We start from the raw sequence: 17,673 nt of genomic DNA on the forward strand, positions 1-17,673 counted from the left end.
CGACCAGTGCCTCATCCAGGCTCACCCCGGGCCCCCCCCCCGGGCCGCCCGGTGTCATCCTGTGGGATGCCCGGGCGGTCTCAGAAAACCGCTTCGGTCTCGTCCATCCGGTACTGCGGGACCCGCTTCAGCTCCATCGTCGCCGTCGCCAGCGGCGTCATCACGATCTCCGTGCCGCGCAGCGCCGTCATCCTGCCGAACTCGCCGCGGTGCGCCGCCTCCACCGCGTGCCAGCCGAAGCGCGTGGCCAGCACCCGGTCGTAGGCCGTCGGGGTGCCGCCGCGCTGGATGTGGCCCAGGATCATCGCGCGGGCCTCCTTGCCGAGGCGGTGCTCCAGCTCGTTCGCCAGCCGGTTGCCGATGCCGGTGAACCGCTCGTGGCCGTACGGGTCGATCTCGCCGCGCTCGTACGGCATCGAGCCCTCGGCCGGGCGGGCGCCCTCGGCGACGCAGATCACCGCGAACTTCTTCCCCCGCGCGAACCGCTCCTCGATCATCTTGCACAGGTCGTCCACCTGGAACGGCCGCTCCGGGATGCAGATGCCGTGCGCGCCGCCCGCCATCCCGGCCTCCAGCGCGATCCAGCCCGCGTGCCGGCCCATCACCTCGACGACCATCACCCGCTGGTGCGACTCGGCCGTGGTCTTCAGCCGGTCGATGGCCTCCGTCGCCACGCCCACGGCCGTGTCGAAGCCGAAGGTGCGGTCGGTGGCCGAGATGTCGTTGTCGATCGTCTTGGGCACGCCCACCACGGGGATCCCCGCGTCCGACAGCATCCGGGCGGCGGTCAGCGTGCCCTCGCCGCCGATCGGGATGAGCGCGTCGAGGCTCAGCTCGCGCCGGAACGCCTCGGCGTTGTCGCACGCCTCGCGCAGCCGGTGCCGCTCCAGGCGGCTGGAGCCCAGAATGGTGCCGCCGCGCGCCAGGATGCCGCTGACCGCGTTGATGTCCAGCTCGCGATACCTGCCCTCCAGCAGACCCTTGAATCCGTCTTCGAAACCGATCACCTGGTCGCCGCGGTCCACCACCGCGCGGTGCACGACCGACCGGATCACTGCGTTCAGACCGGGGCAGTCGCCGCCCGCGGTGAGAACTCCGATGCGCATGCGATTGCTCTCCTGCTCGCTGTCGAAACTGGGGAACGGACGGTGAGGGTGGGTGAGGGTGGTGGTCGCTTCCTCGCGGCCGCCCGAATTGTGTCACGACGTGCGGTGTCGTTCGAACGGCTCGGGCCGCACCCGGCGCGCGCCCTGCCCCTGGACGCGGGTACGGTCGGAGGAGAGGCAGGCCACATGGGATGTTGCCCCCGCTTCCGGCGGCCAAGCTCGTGGAGGGGACGGGAAACGGCGTGACGCGCAGCGTGTACGTGGCCGGGATCGGCCGCGGCGACGGCCGGCAGGTGGTCGAGCTCGGGGTGATGGAGCTGCTGACCCGGCAGGTGGACCGGGTGGGGCTGTTCCGCCCGCTGGTCCACGAGGGGCCGGATCCGGTGCTGGACCTGCTCCGGAGCCGGTACCGCCTGGCCCAGCCGCCCGAGGGTGCCCGCGGCATGGGCTACGCGGAGGCGGCGGCGCTCCAGGCCGAGCGGGGCATGGACGAACTGGTGACCCGCCTGGTGGACCGCTACCACGCGGTCGCCCGCGACTACCCGGTGGTCCTGGTCCTGGGCACCGACTACGCCGACACCCAGCTCCCGGCGGAGCTGACGCTCAACGCGCGGCTGGCCAACGAGTTCGGCGCGGGCGTCCTGGCCGTGGTGCCGGGCCTCGGCCAGGGCGCCGAAGCGCTCGTCGCCGAGGTGCGCAACGCCCACCACGCCTTCGCCTCGCTCGGCTGCGAGGTCGTCGCCATGATCGCCAACCGGGTCGCGGACGGCGACGCCGTGCGGGCCGTCCGCCACCTGGCGGGCCACCTGCCGGTGCCGGTGTACGCGCTGCCCGAGGACCCCGCGCTCGCCGCGCCGACCGTCGCGCAGGTCGTGGACGCGCTGGGCGCGCGGGTGCTCCAGGGCGACGGCACGGGCCTGGCGCGCGACGTGCGCGACTTCGTCTTCGGGGGCGCGATGCTGCCGACGTTCCTGACCGCGCTGACCGACAGCTGCCTGGTGATCACCCCGGGCGACCGGGCCGACCTGGTCGTCGGGGCGCTGGCCGCGCACTCCGCCGGGGCGCCGCCGATCGCCGGGGTGCTGCTGACGCTGGGCGAGCACCCGGGCCGGGAGACGATGGCGCTGGCCGCCAGGCTGGCTCCCGGTACCCCGGTGCTGTCGGTGGCCGGGGGCTCGTTCCCCACCGCGACCGAGCTGTCCGGGCTGGAGGGCAGGCTGACCGCCGCCACGCCGCGCAAGGCGGAGATCGCGCTCGGCCTGTTCGAGACGCACGTCGACACGGCGGAGCTGACCCGGCGGATCTCGCTGACGCGCGGCGACCGCGTCACGCCGATGATGTTCGAGCACGAGCTGATCGAGCGCTCGCGCGCCGACCGCCGCCACGTGGTGCTGCCGGAGGGCACCGAGGAGCGGGTGCTGCGCGCGGCGGAGGTGCTGCTGCGGCGCAACGTGTGCGAGCTGACGCTGCTCGGCGACGAGGCGGTCGTCCGGAAGAAGGCGGCCGATCTGGGCATCGAGCTGCGGTCCCCGGACCAGGGCGAGGCGGCCTCGGTGCGGATCGTGGACCCGGTGACGTCGCCGCTGCGCGAGCGGTTCGCGGAGATGTACGCGGGGCTGCGGGCGCACAAGGGCGTCACCTACGAGCTGGCCCACGACATCGTGGCGGACGTGTCGTACTTCGGGACGCTGATGGTCGCGGAGGGCCTGGCCGACGGCATGGTGTCGGGCGCGGCGCACTCGACGGCGGCGACGATCAGGCCCGCGTTCGAGGTGATCAGGACCAGGCCGGACGCGTCGATCGTCTCCTCCGTCTTCTTCATGTGCCTGGCCGACAAGGTGCTGGTGTACGGCGACTGCGCGGTCAACCCCGACCCGGACGCGGCCCAGTTGGCGGACATCGCCATCCAGTCGGCCGCCACCGCCGCCCAGTTCGGGGTGGAGCCGAGGATCGCGATGCTGTCGTACTCGACGGGCACCTCGGGCGCGGGCGCGGACGTCGAGAAGGTACGGGAGGCGACGGAGCTGGTGCGGCGGCTGCGTCCGGACCTCAAGGTCGAGGGCCCGATCCAGTACGACGCGGCGGTGGAGCCGTCGGTGGCGGCGACGAAGCTGCCGGGCTCGGAGGTGGCCGGGCGGGCGACGGTGCTCGTCTTCCCCGATCTCAACACCGGCAACAACACGTACAAGGCCGTGCAGCGGTCGGCCGGCGCGATCGCGGTCGGCCCGGTGCTCCAGGGCCTGCGCAAGCCGGTCAACGACCTGTCGCGCGGCGCGCTGGTGCAGGACATCGTCAACACGGTCGCGATCACCGCGATCCAGGCCCAACAGGCCCTACAGACCCCACAGGCTCCACGGCAAGGAGGCGGAACGTGACGCGGGCGACGCGGGTGCTGGTGCTCAACTCCGGCTCCTCCTCGGTGAAGTACCAGCTCCTCGACATGGCGGACACCAGCCGCCTCGCCACCGGCCTGGTGGAGCGGATCGGTGAGCGCTCCGGCCGCCTGGTGCACACCCCCGCGGGCGGCGAGCGCCGCGAGCGGGAGGCCCGGGTGCCGGACCACGGCGCGGCGCTGAGCGCGGCGGCCGGGGAACTGGCGGCGGACGGCCTCGGGCTGGACTCGCCGGAGCTGGCGGCGGTCGGGCACCGGGTGGTGCACGGCGGCCGGCGGTTCACCGAGCCGACCGTGGTGGACGACGCGGTGCTGGCCGAGATCGAGCGGCTGGTGCCGCTGGCACCGCTGCACAACCCGGCGAACCTGGCCGGGATCAGGACCGCGCGGCGGCTCAACCCGCGCGTGCCGCAGGTCGCGGTGTTCGACACGGCGTTCCACGCCACCCTCCCGGAGCACGCCGCGCGGTACGCGATCGACGTCAGGACCGCCGACGAGCACCGGATCCGCCGGTACGGCTTCCACGGCACCTCGCACGCGTACGTCGCGCGCCGCACGGCCGAACTGCTGGGCCGGGACCCGGCCGACGTCAACGTCATCGTGCTGCACCTGGGCAACGGCGCCTCCGCCTCGGCGGTGGCGGGCGGGCGGTGCGTGGAGACGTCGATGGGCCTGACCCCCTTGGAGGGGCTCGTGATGGGTACCCGGTCCGGTGACATCGATCCGGCGGTGGTCTTCCACCTGTCGCGGGTCGCCGGCATGCCGGTGGCGGACATCGACGCGCTGCTCAACCAGCGCTCGGGGCTGGCCGGCCTGTGCGGGGACAACGACATGCGGGAGATCCTCCGCCGCGTGGACGAGGGCGACGAGGAGGCGCGGCTGGCGTTCGACATCTACATCCACCGGCTGAAGAAGTACATCGGCGCCTACACCGCGGTGCTCGGCCGGGTGGACGCGATCGCGTTCACCGCGGGCGTCGGGGAGAACGCCGCGCCGGTGCGGGCGGCGGCTGTCGCGGGGCTGTCGGGGCTGGGCCCGGAAGTCGACGAACGGCTGAACTCCGCGCGTACGCACGGGCCTCGGCTGATCTCCCCGCAGTACGCTCGGGTCGCTGTCGCCGTGGTGCCCACGGACGAGGAACTGGAGATCGCGACCCAGGCTTTCGCGCTGATCGGGCGCTGAGATCCGCTCGTTTCGCTACCCTGAGACCGTCAATTATTCCGCCTCGGAACAAATCGATAGGATCGCCACCATGCGCCGTTCCAAAATCGTCTGCACGCTCGGCCCCGCCGTCGATTCCTTCGAACAGCTCAAGGCCCTGATCGAGGCGGGAATGAACGTTGCCCGTTTCAACTTCAGCCACGGCACGCACGCCGAGCACGAGGAGCGCTACCACCGCCTGCGGAAGGCGAGCGAGGAGTGCGGCGTCGCGGTGGGCGTGCTGGCCGATCTCCAGGGGCCGAAGATCCGGCTGGAGACCTTCGCGGCGGGCCCGGTGGAGCTCAAGCGCGGCGACGAGTTCACCATCACCACCGAGGACGTGGCGGGCGACCGGTCGATCTGCGGCACCACCTACAAGGGCCTGCCGGGCGACGTCGCCAAGGGCGAGACGATCCTGATCAACGACGGCAACGTGTCCCTCCAGGTCACCGAGGTGGACGGCCCCCGGGTGCGGACGATCGTCATCGAGGGCGGCGTGATCTCCGACCACAAGGGCATCAACCTGCCCGGCGTCGCCGTGAACGTGCCCGCGCTGTCCGAGAAGGACATCGAGGACCTGGAGTTCGCGCTGCGGCTCGGCGTCGACATGGTGGCGCTGTCCTTCGTGCGGGACGCCAACGACGTGCGCGACGTGCACCGCGTGATGGACCGGGTGGGCCGCCGGGTGCCGGTCATCGCCAAGGTCGAGAAGCCGCAGGCGGTGGACAACATGGAGCAGGTCGTCCTCGCCTTCGACGGCGTGATGGTGGCGCGCGGCGACCTGGCCGTCGAATACCCGCTGGAGCGGGTGCCGATGGTGCAGAAGCGGCTGATCGAGATGTGCCGCAGGAACGCCAAGCCGGTGATCGTGGCGACCCAGATGATGGAGTCGATGATCACCAACTCCCGCCCGACGCGCGCCGAGGCGTCCGACGTGGCCAACGCGATCCTGGACGGCGCCGACGCGGTGATGCTGTCGGCGGAGTCCTCGGTCGGCCGGTATCCGCTGGAGACGGTCAAGACGATGTCGAAGATCGTGGTGGCCGCCGAGAAGGAGCTGCTGTCGCGCGGCCTCCAGCCGCTGGTGCCGGGCAAGAAGCCGCGCACGCAGGGCGGTTCGGTGGCGCGGGCCGCCGCCGAGATGGCGGACTTCCTCGACGGCAAGGCGCTGGTGGCGTTCACCAAGTCCGGCGACACCGCCCGGCGCCTGTCGCGCTACCGGGCGGTGCAGCCGATCCTGGCGTTCACGTCCGAACCGGCCACCGCCAACCAGCTCACGCTGAGCTGGGGCGTGGAGACGTTCGTGGTGCCGCACGTGAACCACACCGACGAGATGGTGGAGCTGGTGGACGCCGAGCTGTCGAAGCTGAACCGCTTCGCGCCCGGCGACACCATGCTCATCACGGCCGGCTCCCCGCCCGGCGTGGCGGGCACGACCAACATGGTGCGCGTCCACCACCTGGGCGGCCACGGGGTCTGACGAGAGCGGGGAGCCACGGGCCCGGCGTGACGCGGTCCCTCCGGTGGACGACGGGCCCCCGGGACTCCCCCGGCCCCCGAGGGCGCAGCCTGCGGGAGCACCTGGCCGACGGCGCCCAGCGACCCCGCGGGAACGGAGCCACTGGGCCCGGCGGCGTGGTGTCGATCCGGTGGTCAGCCGGTGGACGACGGGCCCTGGGTCGAGAAGTAGGTGTCCATGCCCCGCAGGGTCAGGGTGCCGCCGAACTGGGCGGCCTGCGTGACGTGGACATCGGTGAAGACGGCGAGCGGGAGGTCCAGGGGCGGCTCGTGCTCGGGGTCGAAGACGATCGGGATGACCCCGTACAGGTTCCCCTGCAGGCGCTCGGTGTACATGGTCACCGTGCCGTCGCGGAACGTCGAGGTCGAGCCGGGGTCGGTCGCGACGTGGTTGTAGACGCCCTCCCCCTCCACGATCTGGTGCAGGTCGAGGATGTCCACCTCGTCGGCGGTGAACTTCAGGGCCTGCTTGACGGTGCCGTTCTCCGTGGTGATGTTGACGACGCCGTGGTAGTCGAGGCCCCGCAGGGTGAGCGCCGTGGCCTCCAGGTACCAGGGCTGGTCCGGGACCGCGTACGGGGTCTGCTCGTCGGTGCCGGCGACCTGCCGCTCCTCCGGACAGGGGAAGGGCTCCGCGCCCTCCTCGCCGGTGGCCTCGGGCGCTTCGGTGGCCTCGGCCGCCGGTTCCCCGCCGGTGGCCTCGGGCTGCTCGGGGGTCCCGTCCCCGGTGGCCTCGTCCCCGGCCGCGACGGCAGGGTCGGCGCTCTCGGTGCTCTCGGCGTTCTCCGCCGGGTCCGCGTGCTCCGCCTCGTCGGTGCTACCCGCGTCATCCTCGGGTTCCGTCGGCTCCCCGGGATCCCCGGACGACTCCGGCTCTTCCGGTTCGGTGGGCTCCTCCGGCTGCTCCGGCACCTCCGGCTCGGTCGGCTGCTCCGGTTCGGTCGGCACCTCCGGCTCGGTGGGCTCGGCCGGTGTCGTGTCCCCCTCGCCACCGTCGTCGCCGTCCTCGCCGTTCCCGGTGCCCTGGTCGGGCGTGAGCAGGTCGAGCAGGCCGGTCCCCAGGTCCTTCAGCCCCTGCCCGAGCCCCAGCGGGTCGAGCGGGTTGGTCTCCTCCTCGGGCCGTGTCTCGGCGCTCGCCTCCTCCTCGGCGGCCTCCTCCTCGGGCCGCCGCGTCCCGGCGGTGTCCTCGGCGGCGATCTCCGGAGTCTCCTCCTCCGGCTCCCCGGACTCCTCCGACCCTTCCGGCTCCCCGGACCGGTCGGTCTCCTCAGCGGCCGACTCCTCCTCCGGTGCCGGGGCCGCCGCCCCGGTCTCCTCCGCCTCCGCCTCCGCGGCGGCGGGCTCCTCCTCTCCGCCGCTGTCCCGCATCTCGACGCAGGACGTGCCCCCGAACGGACTGTCCCCCTGCGGATCGGCCTTGGCCAGCGGGGAGGTGAACCCCACCCCCAGCACGGCGGCCGACGGCATCGCCGCCAGGGCGATCGCCTTCCCCACGGGCATGCGCAGGCGGTCCAGCACCGATCTGCGCGGGGCGGCGTGCCGTGCCGCCCTCTCGTCCGGAGACGCCGCTCCCGTGGCTATCTCTTCACTCGGCACGTTGCTTCCCCTTCCCCGGGTCCTTCCCCAGACCCGGTGCGGCCCCCTGGAAGCCGCCCGGCGCGCTGCCGGCGCCGGGGGCGGACACCGGCGGCTCCCGGTCCCCTGTGTCGTCCTCCGCCTCGGCCGATTCCTCTCCCGGCACCCACGCCACGCTCAGCGCCCCGCCGATCAGCGCGGCGAGGAACCCCATGAAGAAGCCACCGAAGTTGGAGACGATCAGGGAGACCAGGGCCAGCAGGATCGCCGCCGCACCGGCGAAGATCCGCACGTGCGGCTGGAACCACATGGTCAGCCCGAGGATCACCAGCAGCGCCCCGATGACCATCGACCCGGCGCCCGCGGTGGTCGCCATGCGGATCGTCAGATCACCGAAGGTGACGCCCCGGTACGGGAACCACGCGATCGGCAGCCCGGCGATCATGGTGAACAGCCCGGCCCAGAACGGTCGCCGCCATCTGAAATTGCGGAACGCGAGGCGTCCCCGGGTGAAGAGCGACATCTGGGACGGTTCTGCGGTGTTGGTGCTCACGGCACGTACTCCCCTGGTGGAGCGGGTTCAGTGGCGGGACGCGGCGGCGAGGCGGCGCTCGCCCGCACCTGGGACAAAGCGGCGGACACCGCTCCGCCCCAGGTCCGGGTCAAGCCGTCAGAAGCACTCGTTCTTGCCGCGGTGCAGGCTCAGGTGAAGATCGCTGAGCTTGAAGGTGCCCGCGGAGGTGGCCCACGCGGTCTGCTCGACGTTCTCGAGGTAGGCGTGGTCCGCCTGCTGCGCGAACGACCCGGGCAGGTACGGCCCCTGAGGGTCGGGGCCGACCTCGTTCTCCCTGGTGCTGTCCACGCTGACGCCGATGTCGATGTTGGTGAACGTGGCGTCGGTGTCGAGCTGGGTGAGATCGATGAAGAGGTTCTCGGCCGTCACCGGGTTGTCCGGATCCGTGCCGGCGGCGATCTTGAGGGTGACGTCCCCGATCACCGGAATACCGGGGATGACGACGGACTGGCAGAGATCCGTGATCTCCGCGCTGTCGAACGCCGAGACCACGACCGGCTGGGCGTTCTTGCCGGGCGGGTCGACGAACGAGCCGTACTGAACGAGCCCCTCGCCGTTGAGCGTCGCCGCCGTGACCTTGAACTCCTGCCCTGACACGCTGAACGAAGCGGCGAGCGCACCCTGGGCGAGAGCGACGCCTATGGCTGCGGTGGCGGCCACGCTCGGCACCATGACCAGCCCGAATCGCCGCCATCTGGTACCGCCGCGAGCCTGTGACTCCATGACTTTCCTCCTTCTCGGACGAACATCTCCCCACGGCCCGCCGATCGTCGTGTGCGCGTGGCGGACGCCGGGAGAGGAGAAGCGCGTTGTCACCAAGGCCGCACCCCGGTGACAGCCACTGTCCGCGGGTGATGCGCGGCTCGACGCGGACCAGGTCCCACCGCCGGCGGGAACCCCCCTGGTCCGAGGCCGACGCGTGGCTCCGTCGGCTTGCCGATCGTGGTCCATCTCACGGGATGACACAAGGGGTTCGTTACTTGCGAGTAATAGTCGTGTGGATGATCAAGGGGAAATGCCCCCCTTTCCTCACCGGGTGCACACACTCCCGGGGTGTACACACGACCACTAATCGGACGTAACCTCCGCGAAACCTCCACTCCCCTTTACGGAGAGTGACAGCGGCCGCGTTTACCAACTTTTGGTAAAACGCGGCCGCGAGTGAGCGTATGAGGGTCCGGATACTCAGAAGAGCACACGCGCGAGCGCGCTCCGGGCCGCGATCACGCGCGGATCCTCACTACCGACCACCTCGAACAGCTCCAGCAGCCGGACACGGGCCGTGTCGCGGTCCTCCCCGGCCGTCCGCCGCACGGTGTTCACCAGACGCCCGAACGCGTCCTCCACATGACCGCCGACCAGGTCGAGGTCGGCGACGGCGAGCTGCGCCGCGACGTCGTCGGGCCGGTCCGCCGCCTCCTTGCGTACCCGCTCGGGGTCCATGTCCTGGACCCGGCCCAGCAGCTCGGCCTGGGCCAGACCGAGCTTCGCCTCGGCGTTCGCCGGCTCGTCGGCCAGCACGTTGCGGTACGCCTGCACGGCCCCGCCGAGGTCGCCCGCGTCGAGCGCGGCGTGCGCCGCGGCCAGCGTGGGGTTGGCCGGGGGCACGGGCGCGGCGGGCGCCTGGCCGGCCGCGGCGGCGGCCTCGGGGTCGACCGGCGTCCCGACGATGCCGAAGCGCTGCTCGGCGGCCTGGATGAGCTGATCGAGCACCTGGCGGACCTGCGGCTCGGGCGCGGCGCCCTGGAACAGGGGCAGTGCCTGCCCGGCGATCACCGCGAAGACGGCGGGGATGCCCTGGACACCGAACTGCTGGAAGAGCATCTGGTTGGCGTCGACGTCGATCTTGGCGAGCACGAACCGGCCGGCGTACTCCTCGGCCAGCCGCTCCAGCACGGGGCTGAGCTGCTTGCACGGCTGGCACCACTCGGCCCAGAAGTCGATGACGACGGGCACCTCGGTGCTCCGCTGGAGCACCTCCTGCTCGAAGCCCGCCTCGTCGACGTCGATCACGAGCCGCACCGCGGCGGCGCCCGCCTGCGGAGCGCCCGCCGCCTGGGCCGCACGCTGCGCGCGGGCCTGTTCCGCCTTCTGCTTGGCCTCCGCGGCCGCCTTCACCGCGGAGAGGTCGACGGCTCCGCTCATGGACATGTTGCGTGGCTGCATGGGACCAGTCTCCCCCCTCCGGAAGCCGTTCCGGTACGCGCACCCGCCACCTTCACGGGCGCGTCCGGCGGACCGGCATCCGTGCCCTCTACAGCCATCGGCGCGGCGGGCGCGGGAGAGGCCACCGAGGGCGCGCGGCTAGAACGTCGGCGGCTCCGTGTACGTGCCCCACTCGTCGCGCAGCACGCCGCAGATCTCGCCGAGGGTGGCCTCGGCGCGGGCGGCGTCGAGCATGGGCTCGATCATGTTCCGCCCGGAGCGGGCGGCGTCCAGCAGCCCGGCCAGCGCCGCCCGCACCGCCGCGTCGTCGCGGGCGGCCCGGCGGGCGGCGAGCGTCCTGACCTGGTCGCGCTCCACCTCGTGGCCGACGCGCAGGATCTCCAGGTCACCGGTGACGGAGCCGGTGTGGACGTTGACGCCGACGACGCGCTTCTCGCCCTTCTCCAGCGCCCGCTGGTAGCGGAAGGCGGACTCGGCGATCTCCGCGGTGAACCAGCCGTCCTCGATGCCGCTCAGCAGCCCCGAGGTGACCGGGCCGATGGGGTGTTCCCCGGTGGGCACCGCGCGCCGGCCGCGTTCGAGGATCTGCGCGAAGATCTTCTCGGCCTCGGCCTCGATCCGGTCGGTGAGCTGCTCGACATACCAGGAGCCGCCGAGCGGGTCCGCCACGGAGGCGACGCCGGTCTCCTCCATCAGCACCTGCTGGGTGCGCAGCGCGATCTCCGCGGCGCGCTCGCTGGGCAGGGCCAGCGTCTCGTCCAGGGCGTTGGTGTGCAGGGAGTTGGTGCCGCCGAGGACGGCGGCGAGGGCCTCGACGGCGGTGCGCACCACGTTGTTGTAGGGCTGCTGGGCGGTGAGCGAGACGCCGGCGGTCTGGGTGTGGAAGCGCAGCCACTGCGCGCGCTCGCTGGTGGCGCCGTACACGTCGCGCAGCCAGCGGGCCCAGATGCGGCGCGCGGCGCGGAACTTGGCGATCTCCTCGAAGAAGTCGATGTGGGCGTCGAAGAAGAACGACAGGCCGGGGGCGAACGCGTTGACGTCCAGGCCGCGGGAGAGGCCCAGCTCCACGTACCCGAAGCCGTCGGCGAGCGTGTACGCCAGCTCCTGGGCGGCCGTGGCCCCGGCCTCCCTGATGTGGTACCCGGAGACGGACAGCGGCTTGTAGGCGGGAACGCGCTCGGCGCAGAACTCCATGAGGTCCCCGATGAGGCGCAGGTGCGGCTCGGGGGCGAAGAGCCACTCCTTCTGCGCGATGTACTCCTTGAAGATGTCCGTCTGGAGCGTGCCGTCGAGCACCTTGGTGTCGACGCCCTGCCGCTCGGCGGCCACCAGGTACATGCAGAAGACGGGGACGGCGGGGCCGCTGATGGTCATCGAGGTGGTGACGTCGCCGAGCGGGATCCCCCGGAAGAGGACGTCCATGTCGGCGGCGGAGTCGACGGCGACGCCGCAGTGGCCCACCTCGCCCGCCGAGCGCGGGTCGTCGGAGTCCCGCCCCATCAGGGTGGGCATGTCGAAGGCCACGGAGAGGCCGCCGCCGCCCGCGGCGAGGAGCATCCGGTACCGCTCGTTGGTCTGCTCCGCGGTGCCGAAGCCGGCGAACTGGCGGATGGTCCACGCCCGGCCGCGGTACCCCGTGGGGTGCAGGCCGCGGGTGAAGGGGAACTCACCGGGCCAGCCGATGCGCTCGAAGCCCTCGTACCGGTCGCCGGGGCGGGGGCCGTAGACGGGCTCGACGGGGTCACCGGAGAGCGTCGTGAAGTCGGCGTCCCGGGTGTGGGCCGCGTCGAAGCGGGCCTGCCAGCGGCGACGGCCCGCGGTGATGGGGTCAGCGTCCATGACCGCCAATTTACTAGGACTTCCTAGTAACTGTCGAGTGAAGAACCCCCGGAGGACCCCCGGGGGTGATGTGGTGACGCCGGGTGGCGCGTCTGCCGGGTGGCCGGGCCGTCAGGCCCCGACGGGCTCGGCCTCGTCCTCCGCCGCGACCAGGGGCAGCGTCTCGGCGGCGATTCTCCGCTCCACGACGAACGCCGCGAACGGGATCGTCCCCGCGACCAGCACCCACAGCAGCTTCCCGAACGACCAGCGGGCCTTCTGGCCCAGGTCGAAGGCGCAGATCAGGTAGACGATGTACAGCAGCCCGTGGACCTGCGAGACGACGAGGGTCACGTCCTCGCCCGTGTCGAAGCCGTACTTGAAGATCATGCAGGTGCAAAGGACCAGCAGCATCACGGCCGTGAGGTAGGCCATGACGCGGTACCGCGTGAGCACACTCCGCTTCATGCCGAAGAGCCTAACGGGTCATTCGGGGCGATCTTCCCCGGGTCCCGCCGCCTCGAAGTCGCGGGCCGCCACCCGCAGCGGGCGCAGCAGCGCGAAGATCTCGCGGCACTCCTCCGCGTCGTAGACCCCGAGGCCGAAGTCCGCCGCCATCAGGTCGCGGGTGGCCGCGTCGCAGACCGTGCGGCCCTCGTCGGTGATGGAGGCCAGGGTGCCGCGCCCGTCGTTGGGGTTGGGGCGCTTGGTGACCAGTCCGGAGCGGACCAGCCGGTCCACGGTGTTGGTGACGGAGGTGGGGTGGACCATCAGCCGCTCACCGATCTTGGACATGGGCAGCTCGCCGGCCCGGCTGAAGGTCAGCAGCACCAGCGCCTCGTACCGCGCGAACGTCAGCCCGTACGGCTTGACGATCGCGTCGACCTCGGCGAGCAGGATCTGGTGGGCCCGCATGATCGAGGTGATCGCGGCCATGGAGGGCGCCGATCCCCAGCGCTGCTTCCACAGGTCGTCGGCGCGGGCGATCGGGTCGAACGGGAGGCTGAGCGGTTTCGGCACGCCTGCGACCCTACCGGCTGGTCAGCACGCGGGCTGAGCCGTTTCCGTCATTGATCCCCGGCGCTGGTCCGGGTCGGCCGGGGCGGCCCGGCGTCGTCCGTCGTCGGCCGTCCGCCGTCCGTCGTCCGGCGCCGGGCCGCCCGCGCGCGGTCAGGCGTTGACGACGCCCTCGCGGCGGGCGCGCGCCGCGATCACGGCGGCGTCCTGGGCCTGGCGCAGGCGGCGCTCGGCGAAGAAGCCGCCGAGGGGCACCAGGCACATCAGCAGGTACCAGCCCGCCGTCTTCAGCGGCCACTTGGCCCGGTTCCAGGCGTCGGCCCAGAACAGCACGTAGGCGATGAAGAGCAGGCCGTGCACCATGCCCATCACGGGCACGGCGTCGAACTCGGTGGTCCGCTTCAGCACGGAACACACCAGCAGCAGGAGGAAGGAGACCGCTTCGGGAGCGGACACCAGGCGGAGCCTGCGCAGGGCGGAGGCGGTCTTGAGGTCCATCGGATGCGACTTCCTGGAGAGAGGGCCTGGACACCAGGCACGGCCATGTGAACGGATGCACAAGCGCTGCCATTGTCGCAGCAGCAGCCGCTCGCCTTCGGGGTGGGTCCCCGCCGTTCGTTAAAGTTCACCGCATGGAGACCGAAACGGGCACCCGCTGGCTCACCGACGACGAGCAGCGCGCCTGGCGTACGCATCTCGACGTCAGCAGGCTGCTCATGCACCAGTTGGAGCGGGATCTCCAGCCGTTCGGACTGACCATGAACGACTACGAGATCCTCGTCAACCTCTCCGAGTCCGAGGAGCACCGGATGCGGATGAGCGATCTGGCGGCGGCCACCCTCCAGTCCAAGAGCCGGCTGTCCCACCAGATCACGCGGATGGAACGGGCCGGTCTGGTGCGGCGGGAGAACTGCGACTCCGACAAGCGGGGCCTGTTCGCCGTGCTGACCGAGCACGGCTGGGCCACGATGCGGGAAGTCGCCCCGCACCACGTGGAGTCGGTGCGCCGCCACTTCGTCGACCTGCTGTCGGCCGACGACCTGGCCCGGCTGCGGCGGTCCCTGGCCCCCGTCGCGGACCACCTGCGCGTCAGGCGCGGGCGTCCCTGACGGGCGCCGCCACCGGCAGGCTCAGCACGAACAGGGCGCCGCCCTCCGGAGCGTCACGCACGGTGAGCGTTCCGCCGTGCCGTCCGGCCACGTCGCGGGCGATCGCCAGCCCCAGCCCCGCGCCGCCCTCGTCCCGGCTGCGCGCGTCGTCCAGCCGCACGAACCGCTCGAAGATCCGCTCCCGGTCCGCCGCCGGCACGCCCGCCCCGTCGTCCGCCACCTCCACGACGGCCACCGCCCCGTCGCGGCGGAGCGAGACGCGCACCGTCCCGGCGGCGTGGCGCTGGGCGTTGTCCAGCAGATTGCCCAGCACGCGCGCGAGCTGGCCGCGCGAACCGGTCACGTTCAGCCCCTCGCCCCCGGGCGCCGTGAGCCGCACCGGATGCCGGTCGCCGGTCCGCTGGGCCACCTCCTCCGCCACCAGCGCGGCCAGGTCCACGTCGCCCTCCTGCGGGCGCTCCCCGGCGTCGAGGCGGGCCAGCAGCAGCAGATCGGCGGCGAGGCCCTGGAGCCGGATCGTGTCCTGGACGGCGCCGGGCACGTCGAGCAGCGCGGGGTGCGCGGCGCCGACCTCCAGCTGGGTGCGGAGGCTGGCGATGGGGCTGCGCAGCTCGTGGGAGGCGTCGGCGACGAAGCGCCGCTGCCGTTCGACCGAGGACTCCAGGGCGGCGAGCGTCTCGTTGGTGGTCCTGGCCAGGCGGCCGACCTCGTCGCGGGAGGCCGGTTCCGGCACCCGGCGGGACAGGTCCTGGGAGCGGGTGATCGCGGCCATCTCGCGGCGGATGCCCTCCACCGGACCGAGCGCGCGGCGGGTCACCAGCCAGGTGACGAGGGCGACGACGGCCAGCAGCAGCGGCACGCCCACGACCATCGAGGTGCGGACGCTGTCCAGCGCGGCCCGCTCCACGCTCAGCGGCGCCCCGGCGTGGACGACGGCCTCCTCGCCGCGGAACGTGGTCACCTCGACGGTGACGAACAGGTAGTCGGCCTGCTGGCCGTCCACGACGGCGCTGCCGGTGCGGGGGTTCCCGACGTCGCCGATCTCGCCGGGCGCCAGGGCCGTTCCCCCGTCGTCGCCGCCGTCGTCCCCGCCGTCGTCGTCATCGTCGTCGTCCCCGCCGCCCGGATCGCCCGGTGGCCGGGGGGCCGGACTCTCCGGGACGACCCCGGGGTTGCCGGTGCCGGAGATCGCCTCCAGGTCCTCGCTCACCGCCCGCACCAGGCCGTCGCGGTCCTCGACCTGCACGGGGTGGGCGGCGTCGAGGTCGAGTCCGGCGAAGTCGGTGTCGGTGGCCAGGCGGGCGGCGACGTCGCGGGCGGTCACCTCGGCCTGGAGCTCCACCTGGTCGTCCAGGCTGGTGCGGAGCGTCATCAGCATCAGCAGCCCCGCCGCCACCAGCGCCACCGCGACGACGGCGGTGGCGCCGAGCGCGGCGCGGGCGCGGACGCTACCCATGGGCGGCCACCAGCCGGTATCCGGCGCCGCGCACGGTCACGATGAGACCGGGGCCGAGCTTGCGGCGCAGCGCGCTGATGTAGACCTCGACGATGTTGGGGTCGCCGTCGTAGGCGAAGTCCCAGCTGTGCTCCAGGATCTCCGCCTTGGAGACGACCTCCCCGGCCCGGGTGGCGAGGTGCTCCAGCACGGCGAACTCCTTGGCGGTCAGCGCCACATCGGCCCCGGCCCGGGTGACCCGCCGGGCGGCCCGGTCCACGGCGAGATCCCCGACCCGCAGCTCCGGCGCGGCACCCCGGCCGCGCCGCCGCAGCAGCGCGCGGACGCGGGCGACGAGGACGACGTAGGAGAACGGCTTGGTGAGGTAGTCGTCGGCGCCGGTGTCCAGCCCCTCGGCCTCGTCGTACTCGCCGTCCTTGGCGGTGAGCATGAGGATCGGCGTCTCGTTCCCGGCGGCGCGCAGGGCGGCGCAGACCCGGTAGCCGTTCATGCCGGGGAGCATGATGTCGAGGATGAGCAGGTCGTAGTCCCCCTCGGAGGCCCGGTGCAGCCCGTCGGTGCCGGTGTGCACCACGTCGACGGCGAAGCCCTCGGCCGTCAGCCCCTGGGCCAGCGACCGGGCGAGCCGTTTCTCGTCCTCCACGATCAGCACGCGCATGGGGCCCAGCTTGGCAAACCGTTCCTGAAGAAGCCTTCAGGTTGCTTCAGGTCCGCTTCAGCATCGGTGGGCGATGGTCGGTGTCGTTGGCACACGACGGGAGGACCCCTCATGAAGCGCAAGGTCATCATCGCCATCGCGGCAGTCGCGGCCGTCGTCACCGGCGGAACGGTGGCGAACGCGGCACTCGGCTCGGACGACGCCCCCGACGACACGACCCCGGTGGCGGCCGAGATCGAGACCGAGGCCGGGGCCGAGACCGAGGCCGCCCCGGCGGACGCGGCCCTGGCGACGGCGCTGGCCGACACCCCGGGCGTGGTGACGGAGATCGAGCGCGGCGACGGCTGGGAGATCGAGGTTCTCGGCGACGACGGCGACTGGCACACGGTCCGGATCAGCGCGGACGGCACGGAGGTGCTGACCAGCCGCGTGGAGAACGATGACGACGACGGCGACGACGACAGTGCGGTCGAGACGCCCGAGATCGACGCGGCACGGGCGATCGCCCTGGCGGAGGAGGAGACCTCCGCGACCATCCGCGAGGCAACGCTGGACGACGGCCGCTGGGAACTGGAACTCCGCGACGACGACGGCCGGGAGCACGAGCTGACGATCGACCCGGCCTCGGGCGAGATCACGTCACGGGAGCAGGAGCAGGAGCAGGAGCAGAACGACGACACCGCGGACGACACGGCCGAAGACACGAACGACGGCTCGGACGACGACACCGACGACTGACGACCGGACTCCCCCCGCCCACCCCGTGGGCGGGGACCCGCCACACCGGGCCACACGGGCGGGAGCACCCCACCACCACGTGGCACGGCGGCAGGCGGTCCGCCCTCCCCGGACGAGCGGGAAGAAACCCGAACCAGCAAGCCCGTCCGCGGAGAAACACGCACCCCGAGCCGCACGGACAGCCACCACACACCGGGCCACACGGGCGGGAATAGCCCCACCCCCACCCCGGGCGAGCGGGAAGAAACCCGAACCGGCGGACGCGTCCCAAGAAAAGCCCCCACACCGGGCCACGGGCGGAAGCACCCCGGACGTGGCCCCGAGGGCCCTGGGGCACGTCCGGGGT

The 17,673-nt window shown here is 72.4% G+C and carries 16 protein-coding genes; 5 read left to right on the forward strand and 11 right to left on the reverse strand.

What is annotated here, in order from left to right; translation table 11 throughout:
* Positions 1–80: 80 nt before the first annotated feature.
* Positions 81–1,106 carry an ATP-dependent 6-phosphofructokinase gene (locus ACSNOC_RS23050; RefSeq protein ID WP_436749463.1) on the reverse strand — a complete coding sequence of 342 codons (1,026 nt, stop codon included), beginning with the start codon at positions 1,104–1,106 and terminating at the stop codon, positions 81–83.
* 242 nt (positions 1,107–1,348) lie between these two features.
* On the opposite strand from ACSNOC_RS23050, the gene pta reads away from it, so the two are divergent.
* The 3 genes from pta (at position 1,349) to pyk (ending at position 6,178) form a co-directional block, all read left to right on the forward strand.
* Positions 1,349–3,481, forward strand: a complete 2,133-nt coding sequence (gene pta, locus ACSNOC_RS23055) for a phosphate acetyltransferase (RefSeq protein ID WP_436749464.1) — start codon at positions 1,349–1,351, stop codon at positions 3,479–3,481.
* Positions 3,478–4,680 (forward strand): acetate kinase, encoded by a 1,203-nt coding sequence (locus ACSNOC_RS23060; RefSeq protein ID WP_436749465.1) that lies wholly within the window; start codon positions 3,478–3,480, stop codon positions 4,678–4,680. Before pta ends, ACSNOC_RS23060 begins: the two co-directional genes overlap by 4 nt.
* 70 nt (positions 4,681–4,750) lie before the next feature.
* Positions 4,751–6,178, forward strand: a complete 1,428-nt coding sequence (pyk, locus tag ACSNOC_RS23065; protein WP_436749466.1) for a pyruvate kinase — start codon at positions 4,751–4,753, stop codon at positions 6,176–6,178.
* Between the two features lie 173 nt (positions 6,179–6,351).
* On the opposite strand, the gene ACSNOC_RS23070 is transcribed toward pyk, so the two are convergent.
* The 8 genes from ACSNOC_RS23070 to ACSNOC_RS23105 all read right to left on the reverse strand — a co-directional run bounded on the left by ACSNOC_RS23070 (position 6,352) and on the right by ACSNOC_RS23105 (position 13,864).
* Positions 6,352–7,812 carry a hypothetical protein gene (locus tag ACSNOC_RS23070; RefSeq protein WP_436749467.1) on the reverse strand — a complete coding sequence of 487 codons (1,461 nt, stop codon included), beginning with the start codon at positions 7,810–7,812 and terminating at the stop codon, positions 6,352–6,354.
* Entirely contained in the window at positions 7,802–8,314 is a 513-nt protein-coding gene (locus tag ACSNOC_RS23075) for a DUF6114 domain-containing protein (RefSeq protein WP_436749478.1), read from the reverse strand. The genes ACSNOC_RS23070 and ACSNOC_RS23075 overlap by 11 nt, the downstream gene beginning before the upstream one ends.
* Before the next feature lie 147 nt (positions 8,315–8,461).
* Entirely contained in the window at positions 8,462–9,088 is a 627-nt protein-coding gene (locus ACSNOC_RS23080; RefSeq protein WP_436749468.1) for a DUF6230 family protein, read from the reverse strand.
* A 462-nt stretch (positions 9,089–9,550) separates the two neighbouring features.
* Positions 9,551–10,531: a tetratricopeptide repeat protein gene (locus tag ACSNOC_RS23085; protein ID WP_436749469.1), complete on the reverse strand. Its 981-nt coding sequence runs from the start codon at positions 10,529–10,531 to the stop codon at positions 9,551–9,553.
* 138 nt (positions 10,532–10,669) lie between these two features.
* Entirely contained in the window at positions 10,670–12,370 is a 1,701-nt protein-coding gene (locus ACSNOC_RS23090; protein WP_436749470.1) for an acyl-CoA mutase large subunit family protein, read from the reverse strand.
* Between the two features lie 111 nt (positions 12,371–12,481).
* Positions 12,482–12,817 (reverse strand): DUF3817 domain-containing protein, encoded by a 336-nt coding sequence (locus tag ACSNOC_RS23095; RefSeq protein ID WP_436749471.1) that lies wholly within the window; start codon positions 12,815–12,817, stop codon positions 12,482–12,484.
* An 18-nt stretch (positions 12,818–12,835) separates the two neighbouring features.
* Positions 12,836–13,369, reverse strand: a complete 534-nt coding sequence (locus tag ACSNOC_RS23100) for a MarR family winged helix-turn-helix transcriptional regulator (protein ID WP_436749472.1) — start codon at positions 13,367–13,369, stop codon at positions 12,836–12,838.
* Positions 13,370–13,519: 150 nt separating this feature from the next.
* Complete coding sequence (locus ACSNOC_RS23105) at positions 13,520–13,864, reverse strand: DUF3817 domain-containing protein (protein WP_436749473.1); 345 nt, start codon at positions 13,862–13,864, stop codon at positions 13,520–13,522.
* 134 nt (positions 13,865–13,998) lie between these two features.
* Here ACSNOC_RS23105 and ACSNOC_RS23110 point away from each other — a divergent pair, with 134 nt between their 5' ends.
* Positions 13,999–14,475: a MarR family winged helix-turn-helix transcriptional regulator gene (locus ACSNOC_RS23110; RefSeq protein ID WP_436749474.1), complete on the forward strand. Its 477-nt coding sequence runs from the start codon at positions 13,999–14,001 to the stop codon at positions 14,473–14,475.
* Here ACSNOC_RS23110 and ACSNOC_RS23115 read toward each other — a convergent pair.
* Entirely contained in the window at positions 14,456–15,931 is a 1,476-nt protein-coding gene (locus tag ACSNOC_RS23115; RefSeq protein ID WP_436749475.1) for a sensor histidine kinase, read from the reverse strand. The two genes, ACSNOC_RS23110 and ACSNOC_RS23115, sit on opposite strands and share 20 nt — an antisense overlap.
* The gene (locus ACSNOC_RS23120; protein ID WP_436749476.1) at positions 15,924–16,589 is read right to left on the reverse strand and encodes a response regulator transcription factor; all 666 of its coding nucleotides are present in this window, start codon (positions 16,587–16,589) and stop codon (positions 15,924–15,926) included. Before ACSNOC_RS23120 ends, ACSNOC_RS23115 begins: the two co-directional genes overlap by 8 nt.
* A 111-nt stretch (positions 16,590–16,700) precedes the next feature.
* Between ACSNOC_RS23120 and ACSNOC_RS23125 the strand changes: the two genes are divergently transcribed.
* Positions 16,701–17,327 (forward strand): PepSY domain-containing protein, encoded by a 627-nt coding sequence (locus ACSNOC_RS23125; protein WP_436749477.1) that lies wholly within the window; start codon positions 16,701–16,703, stop codon positions 17,325–17,327.
* The last annotated feature ends 346 nt before the right edge of the window (positions 17,328–17,673 follow it).

The sequence above is a fragment of the Streptomyces sp. URMC 129 genome (assembly GCF_051386415.1).
In the GTDB taxonomy this organism is placed as follows: domain Bacteria; phylum Actinomycetota; class Actinomycetes; order Streptomycetales; family Streptomycetaceae; genus Streptomyces.

Coding starts and splice junctions, on each gene's coding strand:
- ACSNOC_RS23085 (WP_436749469.1), bottom strand. CDS start 10,531: ATGCAGCCACGCAACATGTCCATGAGCGGAGCCGTCGACCTCTCCGCG.
- ACSNOC_RS23110 (WP_436749474.1), top strand. CDS start 13,999: ATGGAGACCGAAACGGGCACCCGCTGGCTCACCGACGACGAGCAGCGC.
- pyk (WP_436749466.1), top strand. CDS start 4,751: ATGCGCCGTTCCAAAATCGTCTGCACGCTCGGCCCCGCCGTCGATTCC.
- ACSNOC_RS23105 (WP_436749473.1), bottom strand. CDS start 13,864: ATGGACCTCAAGACCGCCTCCGCCCTGCGCAGGCTCCGCCTGGTGTCC.
- ACSNOC_RS23080 (WP_436749468.1), bottom strand. CDS start 9,088: ATGGAGTCACAGGCTCGCGGCGGTACCAGATGGCGGCGATTCGGGCTG.
- ACSNOC_RS23090 (WP_436749470.1), bottom strand. CDS start 12,370: ATGGACGCTGACCCCATCACCGCGGGCCGTCGCCGCTGGCAGGCCCGC.
- ACSNOC_RS23120 (WP_436749476.1), bottom strand. CDS start 16,589: ATGCGCGTGCTGATCGTGGAGGACGAGAAACGGCTCGCCCGGTCGCTG.
- ACSNOC_RS23075 (WP_436749478.1), bottom strand. CDS start 8,314: ATGTCGCTCTTCACCCGGGGACGCCTCGCGTTCCGCAATTTCAGATGG.
- ACSNOC_RS23125 (WP_436749477.1), top strand. CDS start 16,701: ATGAAGCGCAAGGTCATCATCGCCATCGCGGCAGTCGCGGCCGTCGTC.
- ACSNOC_RS23115 (WP_436749475.1), bottom strand. CDS start 15,931: ATGGGTAGCGTCCGCGCCCGCGCCGCGCTCGGCGCCACCGCCGTCGTC.
- ACSNOC_RS23050 (WP_436749463.1), bottom strand. CDS start 1,106: ATGCGCATCGGAGTTCTCACCGCGGGCGGCGACTGCCCCGGTCTGAAC.
- ACSNOC_RS23095 (WP_436749471.1), bottom strand. CDS start 12,817: ATGAAGCGGAGTGTGCTCACGCGGTACCGCGTCATGGCCTACCTCACG.